Source organism: Streptomyces sp. NPDC003247 (assembly GCF_042888135.1).
Classification (GTDB): domain Bacteria; phylum Actinomycetota; class Actinomycetes; order Streptomycetales; family Streptomycetaceae; genus Streptomyces.
The window spans coordinates 877,434-894,435 of sequence record NZ_JBIAPF010000003.1 but is presented as its reverse complement, the minus strand read 5'-3'; the positions used below and the strand labels follow the sequence as shown (position 1 = coordinate 894,435).

Below are 17,002 nucleotides of genomic sequence, written 5' to 3'. Positions count from 1 at the left end.
CCCGGGGGGTGGCAGGGGCGGCCGCCTCGGTGCCGCGCCGCTCCACCGACCTGCCCGCCGCGCACACGGCGATGATCTGCGTCGCCCTGCCGGGACTCGCCGTCTCCACCGAGCGGGGGCAGCTGACCGGACACGGGCTGGAGGGGTACTACCGGTCGGGGCGGCGCATCCTGGCCCGCTGCGAGGTCCGGGTGGCCGGACGCGAACCGCTCGGGGTGCAGGCACGGATGACCTCGGCCGACCGGGCCCGCTTCGTCGGCACGCTGCGGGCCACCCCGCACGGGGGCCCGGACCCGGACATCGTGGTCGAACGGACCCGCACTGCGGACGGGACGGAGCGGATCACCCTGCACAGCGCTGCCACGCGTCCGCTGCGCCTGCCGGTCGAGGTGTCCCTCGGTACGGATCTCGCCGGCCTCGGGGCGATCGCGGCCGGTGCCGTCGGTCCCGAGCTGCCGGCCAGCGTCCATGACTCCGGCCTGCGCTGGACCGGTGACGGCGGGACGTCGTCCGTCACCGCCGACCCGCCGCCCGCCGACGCGCTCGCCTCCGCGGGGCTCCTTCGATGGGAGGTCGACGTGCCGCCCGGCGGCAGCGTCACCGTGGAGCTGAGGGTCCGCCTGGAGGGCGCCGGGCCGGTGCGAGCCGTGGCCCGCGCCGCGACCAATCCGCTGGCCGCCGCGCGGGCGACGGCGGACGACCCGCGTGTCCCCGTACTGCTGAGCAGGAGCGTCGAGGACCTGGGGGCCCTGCTGGTGCGCGACCCCGCACACCCCGTGGACACGCACCTGGCGGCGGGAGCCCCGTGGCGCTGCGGGCTCGCCCCGGCCGAAGCGCTCGCCGCGGCCCGTATGGCGCTGCCTCTCGGTACCCGGCTTGCCGCGGGCACGCTCCGCACCCTCGCCCGCACCCAGATCACCGGCCGGGGACCGAGAGCGGGCCTGATCCCCGGCCCCCGGCGCGACGCGGGGCCGCACCTGCCGCCGGGCTGCACGGGCACCGAGGCCACCCTGATGTTCCCGGTGCTCCTCGCGGAGGCCCGCCGTTGGGGACTGCCCGACCGGGAGACCGAGGAGCTGCTGCCGACGGCCGAACGCTGCCTCACCTGGCTACGGGCCGCCGTGGGGGAGGGAACCCACCTGCCCGATCCTCAGCCCGGCGGCCCCGTCCGCTGCGAGACGCAGGCCCACGCCCACCGCGCGGCACTGCTCGGCGCCGACCTCCTCGACGCCTGCGGCAGACCGGGTGGGAGCGGGCTGCGGGACTGGGCGGGGGCGCTGCGGGCCGCGTTCCGGCGTGACTTCTGGATCGACGACCCGGGCGGCGGCCGGCCCGCCGCCGCCCGCACGCCGGACGGGCGCCCGGTGCCGTACCTGGGCGCGACCGCCGCCCACCTGCTGGACACGGGGCTGCTGGGGGGCGGCGAGCACGCCCCCGGGCTGCTGGACAAGGTGCGGACCGGGCAGCTCGCCCGGCTCCTCGGCAGCCCGGTCATGGACTCGGGCTGGGGGCTGCGCGGACTGGGCGCGAGGGAGACGGGCCACAACCCCTTCGGGCACCGCAGCGGCGCCGTGCGGGTGCACGAGACGGCGGTCGCCGTCGCGGGCCTGACCGCCGCGGGCTACGAGAAGGAGGCTGGCTCCCTGCTGCGCGGCGTCCTGTCCGCGGCCGAGGCCTTCGGACACCGCCTCCCCGAGATGTACGCGGGGGAGCAGCGCACCGAGGGGAGCGTGCCGCTGCCCCACCCGGCCGCGTGCCGTCCGGCGGCCACCGCGGCCGCAGCCGGGATCCTGATGCTGGCCACCGTGGTGGGCATCCGCCCCGACGCGCCGTCGGGGACCGTCACCCTGCGTCCCATGCGCAGCGCACCCCTCGGGGAGATCGCGCTGACGGGCCTGCGGGTCGCGGGCGCTCCGTTCTCCGTACGGGTCAGCAGGCTCGGACTCGCCCTGGTGGAGGAAGCGGCCGACGGACTGCAATTGGGGGTGTGACCTGGAATGACGCCCGGCTTCGACAGCAGCGGGGACCGGACGCCGGCAGTCGTGCCGGACCGGAGTCGATCAGCCACCGAAGCGACCGGCGAAGGGAGTGTTTATCGTCAGGGAGACGACTATGATCACCGCATGCCCTACGACCCGTCAGCCTTTCCGCCCTTCGCCGTCACCGTGGACCTGGTCGTGCTGACCGTGCGCCGCCATGCCCTGTGTGCGCTGGCGGTGCGCCGGGGCGAGCCGCCGTACCAAGGCCGGTGGGCCCTGCCGGGCGGCTTCGTACGGGCCGACGAGAACCTCTCCCAGGCCGCGGCGCGCGAACTGGCGGAGGAGACCGGACTGCACGCCCACGACCCTTCCGCCCCCGCCCAGGACTACGGCGCCCATCTGGAACAGCTCGCCACCTACGGCGACCCCGAGCGTGATCCCCGGATGCGTGTCGTCAGCGTCGCCCACCTGGCGCTCGCCCCGGACCTGCCCGCCCCCCGGGCCGGCGGCGACGCCAGCAACGCGCGCTGGGCACCGGTCGAGGAACTGCTGGAACCGGGCGGTTACGGCCGCGAGGGTGAACCGGCCGTACCGCTGGCCTTCGACCATGCCCAGATCCTGGCGGACGGTGTGGAACGTGCCCGCTCCAAGATCGAGTATTCGTCGCTGGCGACCGCGTTCTGCCCCACCGAGTTCACCGTCGGTGAGCTGCGCCGCGTCTACGAAGCGGTATGGGGGGTGGCGCTGGACCCGCGCAACTTCCACCGCAAGGTGACGGGCACCCCCGGCTTCCTGGTTCCGACGGGCGGCACCACCACACGGCAGGGCGGCCGCCCCGCCCAGCTCTTCCGGGCCGGCGGCGCGACCCTGCTCAACCCGCCGATGCTGCGCCCCGAGGTGTGACAGGCGCGTATCACTAACTACACATACAGGCGCGCGATACCAGAAAATGGGACATGCTGCGCTACCTTGCTACGGGTGATCCAGGCCTTCGGACTGACCAGCAATCCCCGCAACGAGCTTCCGCCCGCTCTCGACGACGTCTCCTTCGAGGCGCGGGCCGGTCGCGTCACCGTGCTGCTCGGTGCGCCGGGCGCGGGCAAGACCACGGCGCTGAGGCTCATGCTCGAACTCCAACAGGGCCGTGGCGTCACCTACTTCAGGGGACGCCCCCTGCACCGCATCGCCCATCCCTCGCGCGAGGTCGGCGTGCTCCTGGGTGACGTGCCGGGACATCCCGCCCGTACGGTCCGCGGCCATCTGCGCATGCTGTGCGCGGCCGCGGGCGTTCCGGCCCGCCGGGCCGACGAAGTCCTCGAGGTGGTCGGCATCGTCAGCCTCCGCGAGGAGCGTCTCGGCACACTCTCCCGCGGCATGGACCGCCGGCTCGGTCTGGCCTGCGCCCTTCTCGCCGACCCCCACACGCTCGTGCTCGACAACCCCGCCGAGGGGCTCTCCGAGCGCGAGAGCCGGTGGCTGCACGGCATGCTGCGCGCGCACGCCGCCCAGGGGGGCACGGTCCTGTCGACCACGGCGGACTCCAAGGAGGCCACGCGCATCGCCGACCGGGTCGTCACCCTGGACCAGGGCAGACTCGTGGCCGACCAGGAAGCCCGCGACTTCGCCCGCACCCGGCTGCGCCCCCGTGTCGCCGTCCGCAGTCCCCACGCCGCCCGCCTCGCCGCCCTGCTCGCCAAAGAGGCCCGCACCGGGAGGCGTTCCGTCGAGGTCGTGCAGGAAGGCGGCAACCGGCTCTCCGTGTACGGCAGTACGTGCGCCGACGTGGGAGAGACGGCGTTCCGGCACGGCATCCTCGTGCATCAACTCGCGGACGAGACAGGGGACATGGGGCCCGGCGCCGCAGAGAAGTGCCCGGAGGTCCGGGAGGACGACCGCCCGCCGGGCGAGGCCGCGCGAGCCTCGGCCGCACAAACGCCAGCCGCGCAAACGCCGGCCGTGCAAGCCCCGGCCCCTGGCCCGGCCCTCACCGCGGTCGGTGGCGAGCGGCGGCCTTCGCCGGTGCCGCACCAGCCGGTGAACCGGGCGGCCTCCCGTGGCACGGGCACGCCCCGCAAGAGGGGCCGGACCGAGCCCTCCGCTCCGGCCGCCGCCAAGGCCACGCCCCCCGGCACGGCCGACGCGGCCCCCGTCCCCGTCCCCACCACCACTGCCACCGGAGCCCGGGCATCCGCCACCGCACCTCGGCCCGCCACGGATGAGGCACCGGCGGCCATCACCGACGAGGCGCCGCCCTCTGCCACCCGTGAGGCATCGCCCGCCACCGCCCGTGAGGCATCGCCCGCCGTCACCGGCGATGCGCCATCCGCCGTCACCGGCGAGGTGCTGCCCGTCGCCGCAGGTGAGATGCCACCGCCCGCCTCGCGCAACGTACAGCCGCCCCTGGGCGCCGAGGTGTCGGCCGCGAGCGCAGGTGAAGCGTCACCCACGCGCACCGGCGAGGCCCTGCCAGCCCTCCCGCCTCCCATCTCCGTCCGCCCCGCCCCCAGCCCCCTGCGCCCCCTGCGCTACGAGGTGCGCCGTGCCTCCGGCATCAGCACCGGCTTCCTCACCACGGCCGCCGTACTGATCGTCTCCGCTGTCACCGCCCTCCTGCTGGCCCGTATCGGCCACACCCCCCACCCTCGGCTGCTGGCCGCCTGGCCCGCGCACCTGCCGCTGCCCCCGGCGGCGCTCGGCGCCGGCCTGGTCGGCGCGCTCGCCTTCGGCGACGAGTTCCGCCACCCCGCCCTCGCCGCGGACCGCGGCACCGTGCCCCGCAGACTGGGCCTGCTGACCGCGAAGCTCGTCGTCACCGCGGTCACCGCGGTGATGATGGCCTTCCTCACCGTGGGCTGTGACGCCGAAGTGCTCTATCTCGTCCACGGACGGGAGTTCGCGAAGGTTCCCGAGGACTGGCCGGCGCTCAGCGCGAGCTGGGTCGCACTCGTCGTCGGCTGTGCCTGGGCCGGTGTCCTGGCGGCGGGTGTCTTCCGGTCCACCACGGCCGGGCTCGCCGCGGTCCTCGCCGTGCCCGTGGTCGGTGTACCCCTCGTGCAGAAAGCGGTGGAGAGCGCGTCCGTGCGCACCGCGGCAGGAGTTTCGGTCCGTGCGCGCGAGGTGTTCCTGTTGCAGTGGCCCTTCGGCGGGGAACGCTACCTGACCGCGGCGGGTCGGGTGGTCGGTCAACCCGTGGGCGGAGCGCTGGCGTTGGCCTTGGCCGCCTTGCTGTGCACGTATGTGCTCACGACCCTGCGCAGCCGGGTCCGATGACGACCGTCCGTGCGCATCCGGACTCCGCATGTGCACAACTCCCCGCAGAAAGCCCGTTTCTTTCCGATAAGGCGTCAATTACGGCGTCGTGAGCGATCACCCTTTCGTGTGCTTTTCACCAAAGACCTCAAGGGAGTTGGAGGCGACGCCGACAAAGGATCCGTGAGTACCCTTGCGCACACCATGATGACCGCCGCCCGCTCCGCCGACTCCGGTCTGGCCGGCCCGGGCGATCTCGACCGCTACCCCTACGCCGAGGCTCCCGCCGCGGACCGCGTCGGAGCCCCCGTCTGGGAGAGCGCGGACCCCGAGCTGGGCCGTGTGGGCCGACGTGCCGCGGGCAGCCGCGGACGCGGGCTGCACGGCCAACTCGTCCAGCAGTTGGGCCAGATGATCGTGTCCGGCGATCTGGGCGCCGACCGCCCGCTCGTGCCCGAGGAGATCGGCCAGCGCTTCGAGGTCTCCCGCACCGTCGTGCGCGAGTCGCTCCGCGTCCTCGAGGCCAAGGGCCTGGTCAGCGCCCGGCCGAACGTGGGCACACGCGTGCGCCCCGTGAGCGACTGGAACCTCCTCGATCCGGACATCATCGAATGGCGGGCCTTCGGTCCGCAGCGCGACGACCAGCGGCGCGAGCTGAGCGAGCTGCGGTGGACGATCGAGCCGCTCGCCGCCCGCCTCGCCGCCGGACACGGGCGCGAGGAGGTCCAGCAGCGGCTGGCCGACATGGTCGAGATCATGGGGCACGCCATGGGGCAGGGCGACGCGCTCACCTACTCCCGCGCCGACGCCGAGTTCCACTCGCTGCTCATCCAGATCGCGGGCAACCGCATGCTGGAGCACCTTTCCGGGATCGTGTCGGCCGCCCTGCAGGTGTCGGGAGGTCCCGTCACGGGCTGTGACCGGCCGACCGAGACGTCCCTGACGCACCACGGCAGGATCGTCGACGCCCTCGCCGCGGGCGACGGCGCCGGGGCGGAGGCCGCCATGCGCCAGCTGCTCACCGTCCACCCCGAGGTGGAACGCGTCGTTCCGGCTCCGCGCGAGCACTGAGCACGCACCGCGGGCGGCAGGGTCGGTGAGCCCCCTCCCACCGTGTCACCCTCAGTCGCCGCCCCGCCCTCCGTCGGACCCCGCAGGACCCGATCACGGGCCTGCGGGGTCCGACGGTGCGACGGGGCGGATTGGGCCGCCGCGGCATGGGTAGACGTCGCTGGTGACCTTTTACGCCCGCGTCTGACCGTTTTTGAGCGCTTACGGGGTGTGACTCGGGCCACGAAGATTGGGCGTAACGCTCGTGGAAACAACGCGATGACCTAAGAGGTGACAGCCGCGGAGGGAATACGGACGCCGTTCAAGGCGCTGTGGAACTCCCCGGCCCCCGCCCGCACCGTCGGCCCATCCCCAGGCCGGTGGTCGGCTCCTGTCCACACCGGACGGGGCCGGAAGCCGTTTTCCAACGTTCCGAGAGGTTGTTCGTGTCGGCCAGCACATCCCGTACGCTCCCGCCGGAGATCGCCGAGTCCGTCTCTGTCATGGCGCTCATTGAGCGGGGAAAGGCTGAGGGGCAGATCGCCGGCGACGATGTGCGTCGGGCCTTCGAAGCTGACCAGATTCCGGCCACTCAGTGGAAGAACGTACTGCGCAGCCTCAACCAGATCCTCGAGGAAGAGGGTGTGACGCTGATGGTCAGTGCCGCGGAGCCCAAGCGCACCCGAAAGAGCGTCGCAGCGAAGAGTCCGGCCAAGCGCACCGCGACCAAGACGGTCGCGGCCAAGACGGTGACCACCAGGAAGGCCACCCCCGCCGCCCCGGTCGCGCCCGCTGCGGACGACCCCGCAGACGAATCCGCCCCCGCGAAGAAGGCGGTCGCCAAGAAGACGGTCGCCAAGAAGGCGGCCGCGAAGAAGGCCGCCCCCGCCAAGAAGACGGCGGCCAAGAAGACCTCCGCCAAGAAGGACGACGTCGAGCTCCTCGAGGACGAGGTGCTGGAGGAGGCGCCCAAGGCGGGCGACGAGCCCGAGGGCGCCGAGAGCGCCGGCTTCGTGCTCTCCGACGAGGACGAGGACGACGCCCCCGCGCAGCAGGTCGCGGCCGCCGGCGCCACCGCCGACCCGGTCAAGGACTACCTCAAGCAGATCGGCAAGGTCCCCCTGCTCAACGCCGAGCAGGAGGTCGAACTCGCCAAACGCATCGAGGCCGGTCTCTTCGCCGAGGACAAGCTGGCCAACGCCGACAAGCTCGCCCCGAAGCTCAAGCGTGAGCTGGAGATCATCGCCGAGGACGGCCGCCGCGCCAAGAACCACCTCCTGGAGGCCAACCTCCGCCTCGTGGTCTCCCTGGCCAAGCGCTACACCGGCCGCGGCATGCTCTTCCTGGACCTCATCCAGGAGGGCAACCTCGGTCTGATCCGCGCGGTCGAGAAGTTCGACTACACCAAGGGCTACAAGTTCTCCACGTACGCCACCTGGTGGATCCGTCAGGCGATCACGCGCGCCATGGCCGACCAGGCCCGCACCATCCGTATCCCGGTGCACATGGTCGAGGTCATCAACAAGCTCGCGCGCGTCCAGCGCCAGATGCTCCAGGACCTGGGCCGCGAGCCCACCCCGGAGGAGCTGGCCAAGGAACTCGACATGACCCCGGAGAAGGTCATCGAGGTCCAGAAGTACGGCCGCGAGCCCATCTCGCTGCACACTCCCCTCGGTGAGGACGGCGACAGCGAGTTCGGTGACCTCATCGAGGACTCCGAGGCCGTCGTCCCGGCCGACGCGGTCAGCTTCACGCTCCTCCAGGAGCAGCTGCACTCGGTCCTCGACACGCTCTCGGAGCGCGAGGCGGGCGTCGTCTCCATGCGCTTCGGTCTCACCGACGGTCAGCCGAAGACCCTCGACGAGATCGGCAAGGTGTACGGCGTCACGCGCGAGCGGATCCGCCAGATCGAGTCCAAGACGATGTCGAAGCTGCGCCACCCGTCCCGTTCGCAGGTGCTGCGCGACTACCTCGACTGAGACGCGGCTCGGCCACGACGACAGCGACGGCCCGGTTCCCCCGCTCGGGGGGCCGGGCCGTCGGCTTCCCCCCGGCGGGGGCCGGGCCGTCGGCGTGGCCGCGCGGGTGCGCGGTGTCACGAGCTGCCTCACCCTGGGTGTTCATCGATCACTCCAGAGTGAGGAGCGTTCATGCGTCGTTCCTTTGTCCGGGCCCTGGCCCGGCCGTTGGTCCTGACAGCCGCGGCCATGGCGATACCGCTGGTCGCGGCTGTACCCGCCGCTCCGGCGCCGTCGGACGGCGTCGTCGTGGGTGGCTTCCCGGTCGATGTCTCCACCAGCCCCTGGGCCGTCGCGCTGTCCAGCCGTGACCGGTTCGGCGGTATGCGGTCGGGACAGTTCTGCGGGGGTGTGGTGGTCGGGCCGTCCACCGTGCTCACGGCGGCCCACTGCATGGGGGAGGAAGTCCTGGGGGCGCCGAGGGCGACCGATCTGAAGGTCGTCGCGGGCCGTACGGACCTCTACTCGGACACGGGCCGTGAGATCCCCGTGGGGGAGGTCTGGGTCAACCCCGCCTACGACACCTCGACCAACTCGGGGGACTTCGCCGTGCTCAAGCTCACCGAGCCGCTCCCGCGGTCCTCGGTCATCGGCATGGCCGCGGCGGGCGATCCGGCCTACGCGCCCGCGACGGAGGCCCTGGTCTACGGCTGGGGCGACACCACGGGCATCGGGTCCTACGCGCACAGCCTGAGGGCCGCCCGCGTCCATGTACTGGCCGACAGCCTCTGCGAGGCGGCGTATCCCGGCCCGACCGACGGCAGGTACGTGGCACGGACCATGGTGTGCGCAGGCGAGGCGCGGGGCGGCCGCGACGCCTGTCAGGGCGACAGCGGCGGACCGCTGGTGGCGAAGGGCCGGCTCGTCGGGCTCGTGTCCTGGGGGAGCGGCTGCGGCCGGGCCGGGAGCCCGGGCGTCTACACACGGGTGTCCGACCTGGTCCGGACCCTGGGCTGGAGCACCGGCTCCCGGAAGCTGCCCAGGACCGCCTGACGCGGCCGGGCGGAAGGCTCCGGGCAACGACATGCGGGCGGCCGCCCCTGGGATGCAGGGGCGGCCGCCCACGTGCCGGCCTGCGCCGGAGCTGCTCGTCGTGGAACGCGTGGAACGCGAACGGTCAGCGTTCTTCTTCGGAGGCGGTAGCGGGAACGGCCGTCAGCCGCTCCGTCTCGTCCTGTATCTCAGCGGCGATCTTCTTGAGTTCCGGCTCGAACTTGCGGCCGTGGTGGGCGCAGAAGAGCAGTTCTCCGCCGCTGAGCAGGACGACGCGCACGTACGCCTGGGCGCCGCAGCGGTCGCAGCGGTCAGCGGCCGTCAGCGGGCTCGCGGGGGTCAGAACAGTAGTCACGTCGCCTCTTCTCTAGCTCGACGAGCTGTCGTACCAGGGTCAACATCCAACCAGCCCCAAAACGTTCCCGCTCGTGGCTTCTCCTCGAAAAAATCTTCCGAGGTGGCCGTCTGCTGCCGGTTTGGCGGCGAATGTGCCGTATTGCGTGTCTGTGTGTCTTACGGTTTCGCGCTGTCGGTCATGGTCGCGTCCTCCCGGCTGGATTGCCGGTTTGTTCAGGAGGACGTGCCCGGAGCCTAAATGGTTCATGCCTCGAAGGGAACGTGATATGTACTTCACTCCATCGAGGGATCGAACACTCATACGACTCTGGACTAGTCTGCGTTCAGACGAGGGTGGCGTTACAACGGCTCTACCAGGCCTCGGTACCCTCTTGGCGGCGACCGATGCCGCGCCCTTCCCCATGAGGGCCCACTTGAAATTCAGCGAGGAGCGAACCGCGTGACCGCCGAGACGTCCGTGCCGTCCACTGCGCTGCTGGCAGGAGCAGACAGGGACGGTTCCAACTACACCGCGCGGCACCTGCTCGTCCTCGAGGGCCTCGAGGCCGTACGCAAGCGCCCCGGTATGTACATCGGCTCGACCGACAGTCGTGGCCTGATGCACTGCCTCTGGGAGATCATCGACAACTCCGTCGACGAGGCCCTCGGTGGTTACTGCGACCACATCGAGGTGATCCTCCACGACGACGGCTCGGTGGAGGTCCGCGACAACGGCCGGGGCATCCCCGTCGACGTCGAACCCAAGACCGGCCTGTCCGGCGTCGAGGTCGTCATGACCAAGCTGCACGCCGGCGGCAAGTTCGGAGGCGGCTCCTACGCGGCCTCCGGCGGTCTGCACGGCGTGGGCGCCTCCGTGGTGAACGCCCTGTCCGCCCGCCTCGACGTCGAGGTCGACCGCGGCGGGCACACGCACGCGATCAGCTTCCGCCGCGGTGTCCCCGGCGCGTTCACGGCCGACGGCCCGGACGCCCGGTTCGAGGCCGAGGGCGGCCTGCGCAAGGCCAAGAAGATCCCCCGGACCCGCACCGGCACGCGCGTGCGGTACTGGGCCGACCGCCAGATCTTCCTCAAGGACGCCAAGCTCTCCCTGGAGAACCTGCACCAGCGCGCCCGCCAGACGGCGTTCCTGGTGCCCGGTCTGACCATCGTCGTCCGCGACGAGTACGGCCTCGGCGAGGGCGGCAGCAAGGGCGAGGAGTCCTTCCGCTTCGACGGCGGCATCAGCGAGTTCTGCGAGTACCTGGCCACCGACAAGCCCGTCTGCGACGTCCTCCGCTTCACCGGTCAGGGGACCTTCAAGGAGACCGTTCCCGTCCTGGACGACCACGGCCAGATGACCCCGACCGAGGTCACCCGCGAACTCGGCGTCGACGTGGCGCTGCGCTGGGGCACGGGCTACGACACCACGCTGCGCTCGTTCGTCAACATCATCGCTACCCCCAAGGGCGGCACCCACGTGGCCGGCTTCGAGCAGGCCGTGGCCAAGACGATGAACGAGGTCCTGCGCGCCAAGAAGCTGCTGCGCGTCGCCGAGGACGACATCGTCAAGGACGACGCTCTCGAGGGCCTGACCGCGGTCGTCACCGTCCGTCTCGCCGAGCCGCAGTTCGAGGGGCAGACCAAGGAGGTGCTCGGCACCTCGGCGGCCCGCCGGATCGTGAACACCGTGATCAGCCGGGAGCTCAAGGCGTTCCTGACGTCCACGAAGCGGGACGCCGCGGCCCAGGCCCGGGTCGTCATGGAGAAGGCGGTCGCCGCCGCGCGCACCCGCATCGCGGCCCGCCAGCACAAGGACGCACAGCGCCGCAAGACGGCCCTGGAGTCCTCCTCGCTGCCGGCCAAGCTCGCCGACTGCCGCAGCGACGACGTCGACCGCAGCGAGCTGTTCATCGTCGAGGGGGACTCCGCCCTCGGTACCGCCAAGCTCGCCCGCAACTCCGAGTTCCAGGCGCTGCTGCCGATCCGCGGCAAGATCCTCAACGTCCAGAAGTCCTCCGTGACCGACATGCTCAAGAACGCCGAGTGCGGCGCGATCATCCAGGTCATAGGAGCGGGTTCCGGTCGCACCTTCGACATCGACGCGGCCCGCTACGGCAAGATCATCATGATGACCGACGCCGATGTCGACGGCTCTCACATCCGCTGCCTGCTGCTGACCCTCTTCCAGCGCTACATGCGGCCCATGGTGGAGGCCGGACGGGTCTTCGCGGCCGTACCGCCGCTGCACCGCATCGAACTCGTCCAGCCCAAGAAGGGCCAGGACAAGTACGTGTACACGTACTCGGACCGTGAACTGCGCGACAAGCTGATGGAGTTTCAGACCAAGAACGTCCGGTACAAGGACACCATCCAGCGCTACAAGGGCCTCGGCGAGATGGACGCCGACCAGCTGGCGGAGACCACGATGGACCCGCGCCACCGCACCCTGCGCCGCATCAACCTCTCCGACCTGGAGGCGGCGGAGCAGGTGTTCGACCTCCTCATGGGCAACGACGTGGCACCGCGCAAGGAGTTCATCTCCAGCTCGGCGGCCACGCTGGACCGCTCGCGCATCGACGCCTAGGCCGACAGGAGTCGGCGGCGGGTCGGCAGGAGGACGATCACACGGAAGAGGGGGAGTGCGGGCGTCCCCATCACCTGATGGGGTGAAGAGCGGGGGGAACGAGAGTCGGCGATCTTCCCGTTCTGTCCATCCTTGGGCATGCAGTCAAGCAACGGCCGTGCCCGTGGCATCGGGCACGGTTCCGCAAGATCGGGCGATCATGAACACGACCACGGACCGGTGTTCGCCCGGACCGCCGGAGACGTGCGGTACGAGGATCCGTGGTACGACGCGCTCGCCTCGGGCTGGGGCGAGTCGGACGCCCTGAGCAGGCCCGTCACCGAGGTCCCGCCGGCACGGCGCCGGCAGGAGGACGCCACCGCGACGGCGGCCCGGGTCTACCTGGAGGTGCAGCGCAGCGCGGCCTTCCAGGAGGTGCGCAGCCGGTACCGGCGGTTCGTGGTTCCGGCGACCGTCGGCTTCTTCCTCTGGTACGTGGGGTACGTCGTGGCCGCCACGACCGCCCCCTCGCTGATGGCACGGCCCGTCGCCGGGGCGGTGAACGTGGCGCTGCTCGCGGGCCTCGGACAGTTCCTCAGCACCTTCCTGCTCACCTGGGCCTACTCCCGGCACGCGCGCCTGCGCAGGGACCGCGCGGCGCTCGAGGTGCGCTGGGAGACACAGGAGCTGACGCGCGAGGCGGGGGGCGGTGCGTCATGACCGGCGACCACCAGACGCTGGGACTGCTGCTGTTCGGCGCGTTCATCGCGGTCACGCTGGGCATCACGACGTGGGTGAGCCGGAAACGGCACGGCTCCGCGGAGGAGTTCTACGTCGGCGGGCGGCTGTTCTCCCCCATGGAGAACGGTTTTGCCATCGCGGGCGACTACATGTCGGCCGCCTCCTTCCTGGGCATCTCCGGACTCATCGCGCTCTTCGGCTACGACGGGCTGCTGTACTCGGTGGGCTTCCTGGTGGCGTGGCTGGTGGTGCTGTTCCTCGTCGCCGAACTGGTGCGCAACTGCGGGAGGTTCACGCTCGCCGACGTGGTGGCCGCGCGGATGGCCGAGCGACCGGTGCGGATCGCGGCGGGAACCTCCTCGGTCACCGTGTCCGTTCTCTATCTGGTGGCGCAGATGGTGGGCGCGGGCAGTCTCGTCGCGCTGCTCCTCGGCGAGACCGGTGAGGCGGCCCAGGCCTGGACCGTCATCGGTGTCGGCGCCCTGATGGTGATCTACGTGTCGATGGGAGGGATGCGGGCCACCACATGGATCCAGATCGTCAAGGCGGTCCTGCTGCTCGGCGGCACCGTCGCCCTCACCGTGCTGGTCCTGGTCCGCTTCCACGGTGACGTCGACCGGCTGCTGCACACGGCGGCGGAACGCAGCGGCCACGGCGCCGCGTTCCTGGCGCCCGGGCTGAGGTACGGCGGGGACTGGACCGCGCGCCTGGACTTCATGAGCCTGGGCCTCGCGCTGGTGCTGGGCACGGCCGGGCTGCCGCACATCCTCTCCCGCTTCTACACCGTGCCGACCGCACGGTCCGCCCGGCGCTCCGTCGTCTGGTCGATCGGGCTCATCGGCGGCTTCTACCTGATGACGATCGTCCTCGGGTTCGGGGCGGCGGCGATCGTCGGGCCCGATGCCGTCCGCGCGTCCAACGCGGCGGGGAACACGGCGGTGCCGCTGCTGGCGCTCGACCTGGGCGGCGGGGCCGGCTCCACGGGCGGCACGGTCCTGTTCGCCCTCGTGGCGGCCATCGCCTTCGCCACGATCCTCGCGGTGGTCGCCGGGATCACGCTCGCCTCCTCGGCGTCGGTGGCCCATGACCTCTACGCCTCCCTGCGGCGCAAGCGCGCCGAGCCGCGCGGCGAAGTGGCGGTGGCCCGGGTCGCCGCCGTCGGGATCGGCGCCGTCGCCATCGGCCTCGGCCTGCTCGCCCGCGACCTGAACGTGGCCTTCCTGGTGGGGCTCGCCTTCGCGGTCGCCGCCTCCGCGAACCTCCCGGTCCTGCTCTACTCGCTGTTCTGGCGGGGCTTCACCACCCGGGGCGCCGTATGGGCGGTGTACGGCGGTCTCGTCCCGGCGCTGGGCCTGGTCCTGCTGTCGCCGGTGGTGTCGGGCGGCCCCGCGTCGCTCTTCCCCCACCTCGACTTCCAGCTCTTCCCGCTCGACAACCCCGGCCTGGTCTCGATCCCGTCGGGCTTCCTCGCGGGCTGGCTCGGCACGGTCACCTCGGCCGAGGCCGCCGACGAGGCCAAGCACGCGGAGACCGAGGTGCGGTCGCTGACCGGGGCGGGGGCTGCCTAGAGGCGGCCAGGGGCGGACGCGCGCCGTCGACCCGGGCCGTGCTCTCAGGCGCGGGTCGCCCACGCGTATCGGTGCTCCGGGCGGCCCGCGTCGCCGTATTTCAGGGTCAGGCGGGCCCTGCCGGTGCGCTCCAGGAGCTTCAGGTAGCGCTGGGCGGTCTGGCGGCTCACGCCGGTCCGGTCGGCGATCTCCTGGGCCGACAGCGGGCCCGGCGCGGTCATCAGGGACTGACGTACGAGCTCGGCGGTCGTGGGGGAGTGCCCTTTGGGGAGTTCCGGCTCCGACGGAGCGGACAGCGCGCCGAAGATCCGGTCGACGTCGGCCTGTTCGGCCTCGCCGCCGCCGTCGAGCGTACGGCGCAGCTGTGCGTACGCCTCCAGCTTGGCGCGCAGGCCCGCGAAGGCGAACGGCTTGACCAGGTACTGCAGGGCGCCCTGCCGCATCGCCGCCCGCACCGTGGAGACGTCCCGTGCGGCCGTCACCATGATCACGTCCGCCGGGTGGCCACGGCGGCGCATCTCCTGGACGACCTCCAGACCCGTCCCGTCGGGGAGGTAGTGGTCCAGCAGGACCAGATCCGGACAGGGCGACGACTCCAACCGGCGCAGCGCCTCGGCCGCGCCGTGTGCCACGCCCGTGACGTGGAAGCCCGGCACCTTCTCGACGTACGCGGCGTTCACCCGGGCGACCCTCGTGTCGTCGTCCACGACCAGGACCTCGATCATCGGGACTCCTCTCCGTCCGTGCTCCGCGCGCTGCCGGCCGGGACGGTCTCCGGGCCGGACCCGGTCAGCGCCTCGGGCAGGACCACGGTGAACTCGGCCCCGCCGCCGCGTGCCGGACCGACCCGGGCGCTGCCGCCCTGCCGCTCGGCGAGCCGGCGCACCAGGGAGAGACCGATACCGCGCCCGCCGTGCGCCGGCGGCTCCTTCGTGGACCAGCCCTCGGTGAAGACCGACTCGCGGTGTTCGGCCGGGACCCCGGGCCCCGTGTCGCGGACCCGCAGGACGGCGGTGCCGCCCTCGGCGCGCAGTTCGACCTCCACGCGCGCGTGCGGCGTGCCCGCGACGGCGTCGAGGGCGTTGTCCACCAGGTTGCCGACGACCGTGACCAGCCCGCGCGGATCAACCAGCCGGTCGGGGAGCAGGGTGCCGTCGGAGATCCGCAGAGCGACACCGCGCTCGGCCGCGACCGTCGCCTTGCCGACGAGCAGGGCCGCCAGCAGCGGGTCCGCGATCTTCTCGGTCACCTGTTCCGCGGTCGCCCGGTGGTCGCCGACGACCTCGCCCACGAACTCCACGGCGTCGTCGTACATCTCCAGTTCGAGCAGGCCCAGTACGGTGTGCATGCGATTGGCGTGCTCGTGGTCCTGGGCGCGCAGGGCGTCGATCAGACCGCGGGTGGAGTCCAGCTCGCGGCCCAGCTGTTCGAGCTCGGTGCGGTCGCGCAGGGTCGCCACGGCGCCCCCGTCGCCGGTGGGCATCCGGTTGGCGACCAGGACGCGCTGCCCGCGCACGGTGAGCAGGTCCCGGCCGGTCACGCGGCCGGCCAGGACGTCGGCCGTACGGCCCTCGCCGAGCGCCGCGTCGGGCGAGCGCCCCACCGTCTCGTCCCCGATGCCCAGCAGACGCTGTGCCTCGTCGTTGAGCAGCCGGATGCGCCCCGCGCGGTCGAGGGCGACGACGCCCTCCCGGATGCCGTGCAGCATGGCCTCGCGCTCCGCGAGCAGCGCCGAGATGTCGGAGAAGGCCAGGTCGCGGGTCTGCCGCTGGACCCGTCGCGAGATCAGCCAGGCGGCCAGGGCGCCCACGGCGAGCGCGCCGCCGGCGTACGCGAACAGTCCCGGGATCGCGTGGACGAGCCGGGCGCGCACACTGTCGTACTCGATGCCGACCGAGACCGCCCCGACGATCTCGCCCTCGCTGTCGCGCAGGGGCACCTTGCCGCGGGCGGAGCGGCCCAGGGTGCCGTCGTCGATCTCCATGACGTCCTGGCCGGCCAGCGCCTGACTGGGGTCCGTGGAGACGTGGCCACCGACCGCTTCGGGGTCGGTGTGGGACCAGCGCGTGCCGTGGACGTCCATCACCACGACGTACTCGGCGCCGCTGGCCCGGCGGATCCGCTCCGCCTCCCGCTGCACCGGCCCGTCCGCGGCGGGCGGGGTGTCGCGCAGGTCCTCGGCGATCTGCGGCACCGCCGCGGTGGTCTGGGCGATGGCGAGCGCGCGGCGCATCGCCTGGTCGTCCAGCTGGTCGCCGAGCGGGGCGAGGAACAGCCCCGTCGCGAGCACCACGACTCCGGCGGCGATCGCCAGCTGCATGAGCAGCACCTGCGAGAACACGCGCCGGGGCATCCCGAGGCGCAGGCGTCGGACGGGGGGAGTGGGGCTCATGCCTCGACGGTACGTGGACGGTCCGGTCGAGCCGTAGGGGTGTGTGGCGGGGATCTCCTGATCGGCTCGAGCGGGTTCCCTCGGGCCGGTTCACACGAGCCGGTTCGTTCACA

12 protein-coding genes are annotated in these 17,002 nt (G+C 72.3%); 9 read left to right on the top strand and 3 right to left on the bottom strand.

The features are described from left to right. Nucleotides 1-71: 71 nt before the first annotated feature. From ACFYWQ_RS13240 to ACFYWQ_RS13215, 6 genes are all read left to right on the top strand, one after another. The gene (locus ACFYWQ_RS13240; RefSeq protein ID WP_389515961.1) at nucleotides 72-1,991 is read left to right on the top strand and encodes a glycogen debranching N-terminal domain-containing protein; all 1,920 of its coding nucleotides are present in this window, start codon (nucleotides 72-74) and stop codon (nucleotides 1,989-1,991) included. A gap of 132 nt (nucleotides 1,992-2,123) precedes the next feature. Then, the gene (locus tag ACFYWQ_RS13235; protein WP_389515751.1) at nucleotides 2,124-2,882 is read left to right on the top strand and encodes an NUDIX domain-containing protein; all 759 of its coding nucleotides are present in this window, start codon (nucleotides 2,124-2,126) and stop codon (nucleotides 2,880-2,882) included. Nucleotides 2,883-2,957: 75 nt separating this feature from the next. Then, a complete protein-coding gene (locus ACFYWQ_RS13230) occupies nucleotides 2,958-5,249 on the top strand; it encodes an ATP-binding cassette domain-containing protein (protein WP_389515749.1) in 2,292 nt (763 codons plus the stop codon). A 162-nt stretch (nucleotides 5,250-5,411) separates the two neighbouring features. After that, the gene (locus tag ACFYWQ_RS13225) at nucleotides 5,412-6,299 is read left to right on the top strand and encodes a FadR/GntR family transcriptional regulator (protein ID WP_389515747.1); all 888 of its coding nucleotides are present in this window, start codon (nucleotides 5,412-5,414) and stop codon (nucleotides 6,297-6,299) included. A gap of 425 nt (nucleotides 6,300-6,724) precedes the next feature. Continuing rightward, a complete protein-coding gene (locus ACFYWQ_RS13220; RefSeq protein ID WP_389515745.1) occupies nucleotides 6,725-8,257 on the top strand; it encodes an RNA polymerase sigma factor in 1,533 nt (510 codons plus the stop codon). A gap of 171 nt (nucleotides 8,258-8,428) precedes the next feature. Next, nucleotides 8,429-9,289: a S1 family serine peptidase gene (locus ACFYWQ_RS13215; RefSeq protein WP_389515743.1), complete on the top strand. Its 861-nt coding sequence runs from the start codon at nucleotides 8,429-8,431 to the stop codon at nucleotides 9,287-9,289. A gap of 124 nt (nucleotides 9,290-9,413) precedes the next feature. On the opposite strand, the gene ACFYWQ_RS13210 is transcribed toward ACFYWQ_RS13215, so the two are convergent. Beyond that, entirely contained in the window at nucleotides 9,414-9,644 is a 231-nt protein-coding gene (locus ACFYWQ_RS13210; RefSeq protein WP_385064691.1) for a hypothetical protein, read from the bottom strand. Nucleotides 9,645-10,085: 441 nt separating this feature from the next. Here ACFYWQ_RS13210 and ACFYWQ_RS13205 point away from each other — a divergent pair, with 441 nt between their 5' ends. The 3 genes from ACFYWQ_RS13205 to ACFYWQ_RS13195 all read left to right on the top strand — a co-directional run bounded on the left by ACFYWQ_RS13205 (nucleotide 10,086) and on the right by ACFYWQ_RS13195 (nucleotide 14,497). Continuing rightward, on the top strand, nucleotides 10,086-12,209 hold the full coding sequence (locus ACFYWQ_RS13205; RefSeq protein ID WP_389515740.1) for a type IIA DNA topoisomerase subunit B: 2,124 nt from the start codon (nucleotides 10,086-10,088) through the stop codon (nucleotides 12,207-12,209). Nucleotides 12,210-12,347: 138 nt separating this feature from the next. After that, nucleotides 12,348-12,908, top strand: coding sequence for a DUF485 domain-containing protein (locus ACFYWQ_RS13200; protein ID WP_389515737.1), 561 nt, complete (start codon nucleotides 12,348-12,350; stop codon nucleotides 12,906-12,908). Then, nucleotides 12,905-14,497 (top strand): cation acetate symporter, encoded by a 1,593-nt coding sequence (locus tag ACFYWQ_RS13195; protein WP_389515735.1) that lies wholly within the window; start codon nucleotides 12,905-12,907, stop codon nucleotides 14,495-14,497. The genes ACFYWQ_RS13200 and ACFYWQ_RS13195 overlap by 4 nt, the downstream gene beginning before the upstream one ends. A gap of 44 nt (nucleotides 14,498-14,541) precedes the next feature. Here ACFYWQ_RS13195 and ACFYWQ_RS13190 read toward each other — a convergent pair whose 3' ends face one another. Then, nucleotides 14,542-15,222: a response regulator gene (locus tag ACFYWQ_RS13190; RefSeq protein WP_389515733.1), complete on the bottom strand. Its 681-nt coding sequence runs from the start codon at nucleotides 15,220-15,222 to the stop codon at nucleotides 14,542-14,544. Then, nucleotides 15,219-16,889, bottom strand: coding sequence for an ATP-binding protein (locus tag ACFYWQ_RS13185; protein ID WP_389515731.1), 1,671 nt, complete (start codon nucleotides 16,887-16,889; stop codon nucleotides 15,219-15,221). The genes ACFYWQ_RS13190 and ACFYWQ_RS13185 overlap by 4 nt, the downstream gene beginning before the upstream one ends. Nucleotides 16,890-17,002: the final 113 nt, after the last annotated feature.

What these genes read in the sequence shown, in the direction of transcription:
- ACFYWQ_RS13240 (WP_389515961.1), top strand. Translation starts at nt 72, where the DNA reads ATGATCTGCGTCGCCCTGCCGGGACTCGCCGTCTCCACCGAGCGGGGG.
- ACFYWQ_RS13235 (WP_389515751.1), top strand. Translation starts at nt 2,124, where the DNA reads ATGCCCTACGACCCGTCAGCCTTTCCGCCCTTCGCCGTCACCGTGGAC.
- ACFYWQ_RS13215 (WP_389515743.1), top strand. Translation starts at nt 8,429, where the DNA reads ATGCGTCGTTCCTTTGTCCGGGCCCTGGCCCGGCCGTTGGTCCTGACA.
- ACFYWQ_RS13200 (WP_389515737.1), top strand. Translation starts at nt 12,348, where the DNA reads ATGCAGTCAAGCAACGGCCGTGCCCGTGGCATCGGGCACGGTTCCGCA.
- ACFYWQ_RS13195 (WP_389515735.1), top strand. Translation starts at nt 12,905, where the DNA reads ATGACCGGCGACCACCAGACGCTGGGACTGCTGCTGTTCGGCGCGTTC.
- ACFYWQ_RS13190 (WP_389515733.1), bottom strand. Translation starts at nt 15,222, where the DNA reads ATGATCGAGGTCCTGGTCGTGGACGACGACACGAGGGTCGCCCGGGTG.
- ACFYWQ_RS13185 (WP_389515731.1), bottom strand. Translation starts at nt 16,889, where the DNA reads ATGAGCCCCACTCCCCCCGTCCGACGCCTGCGCCTCGGGATGCCCCGG.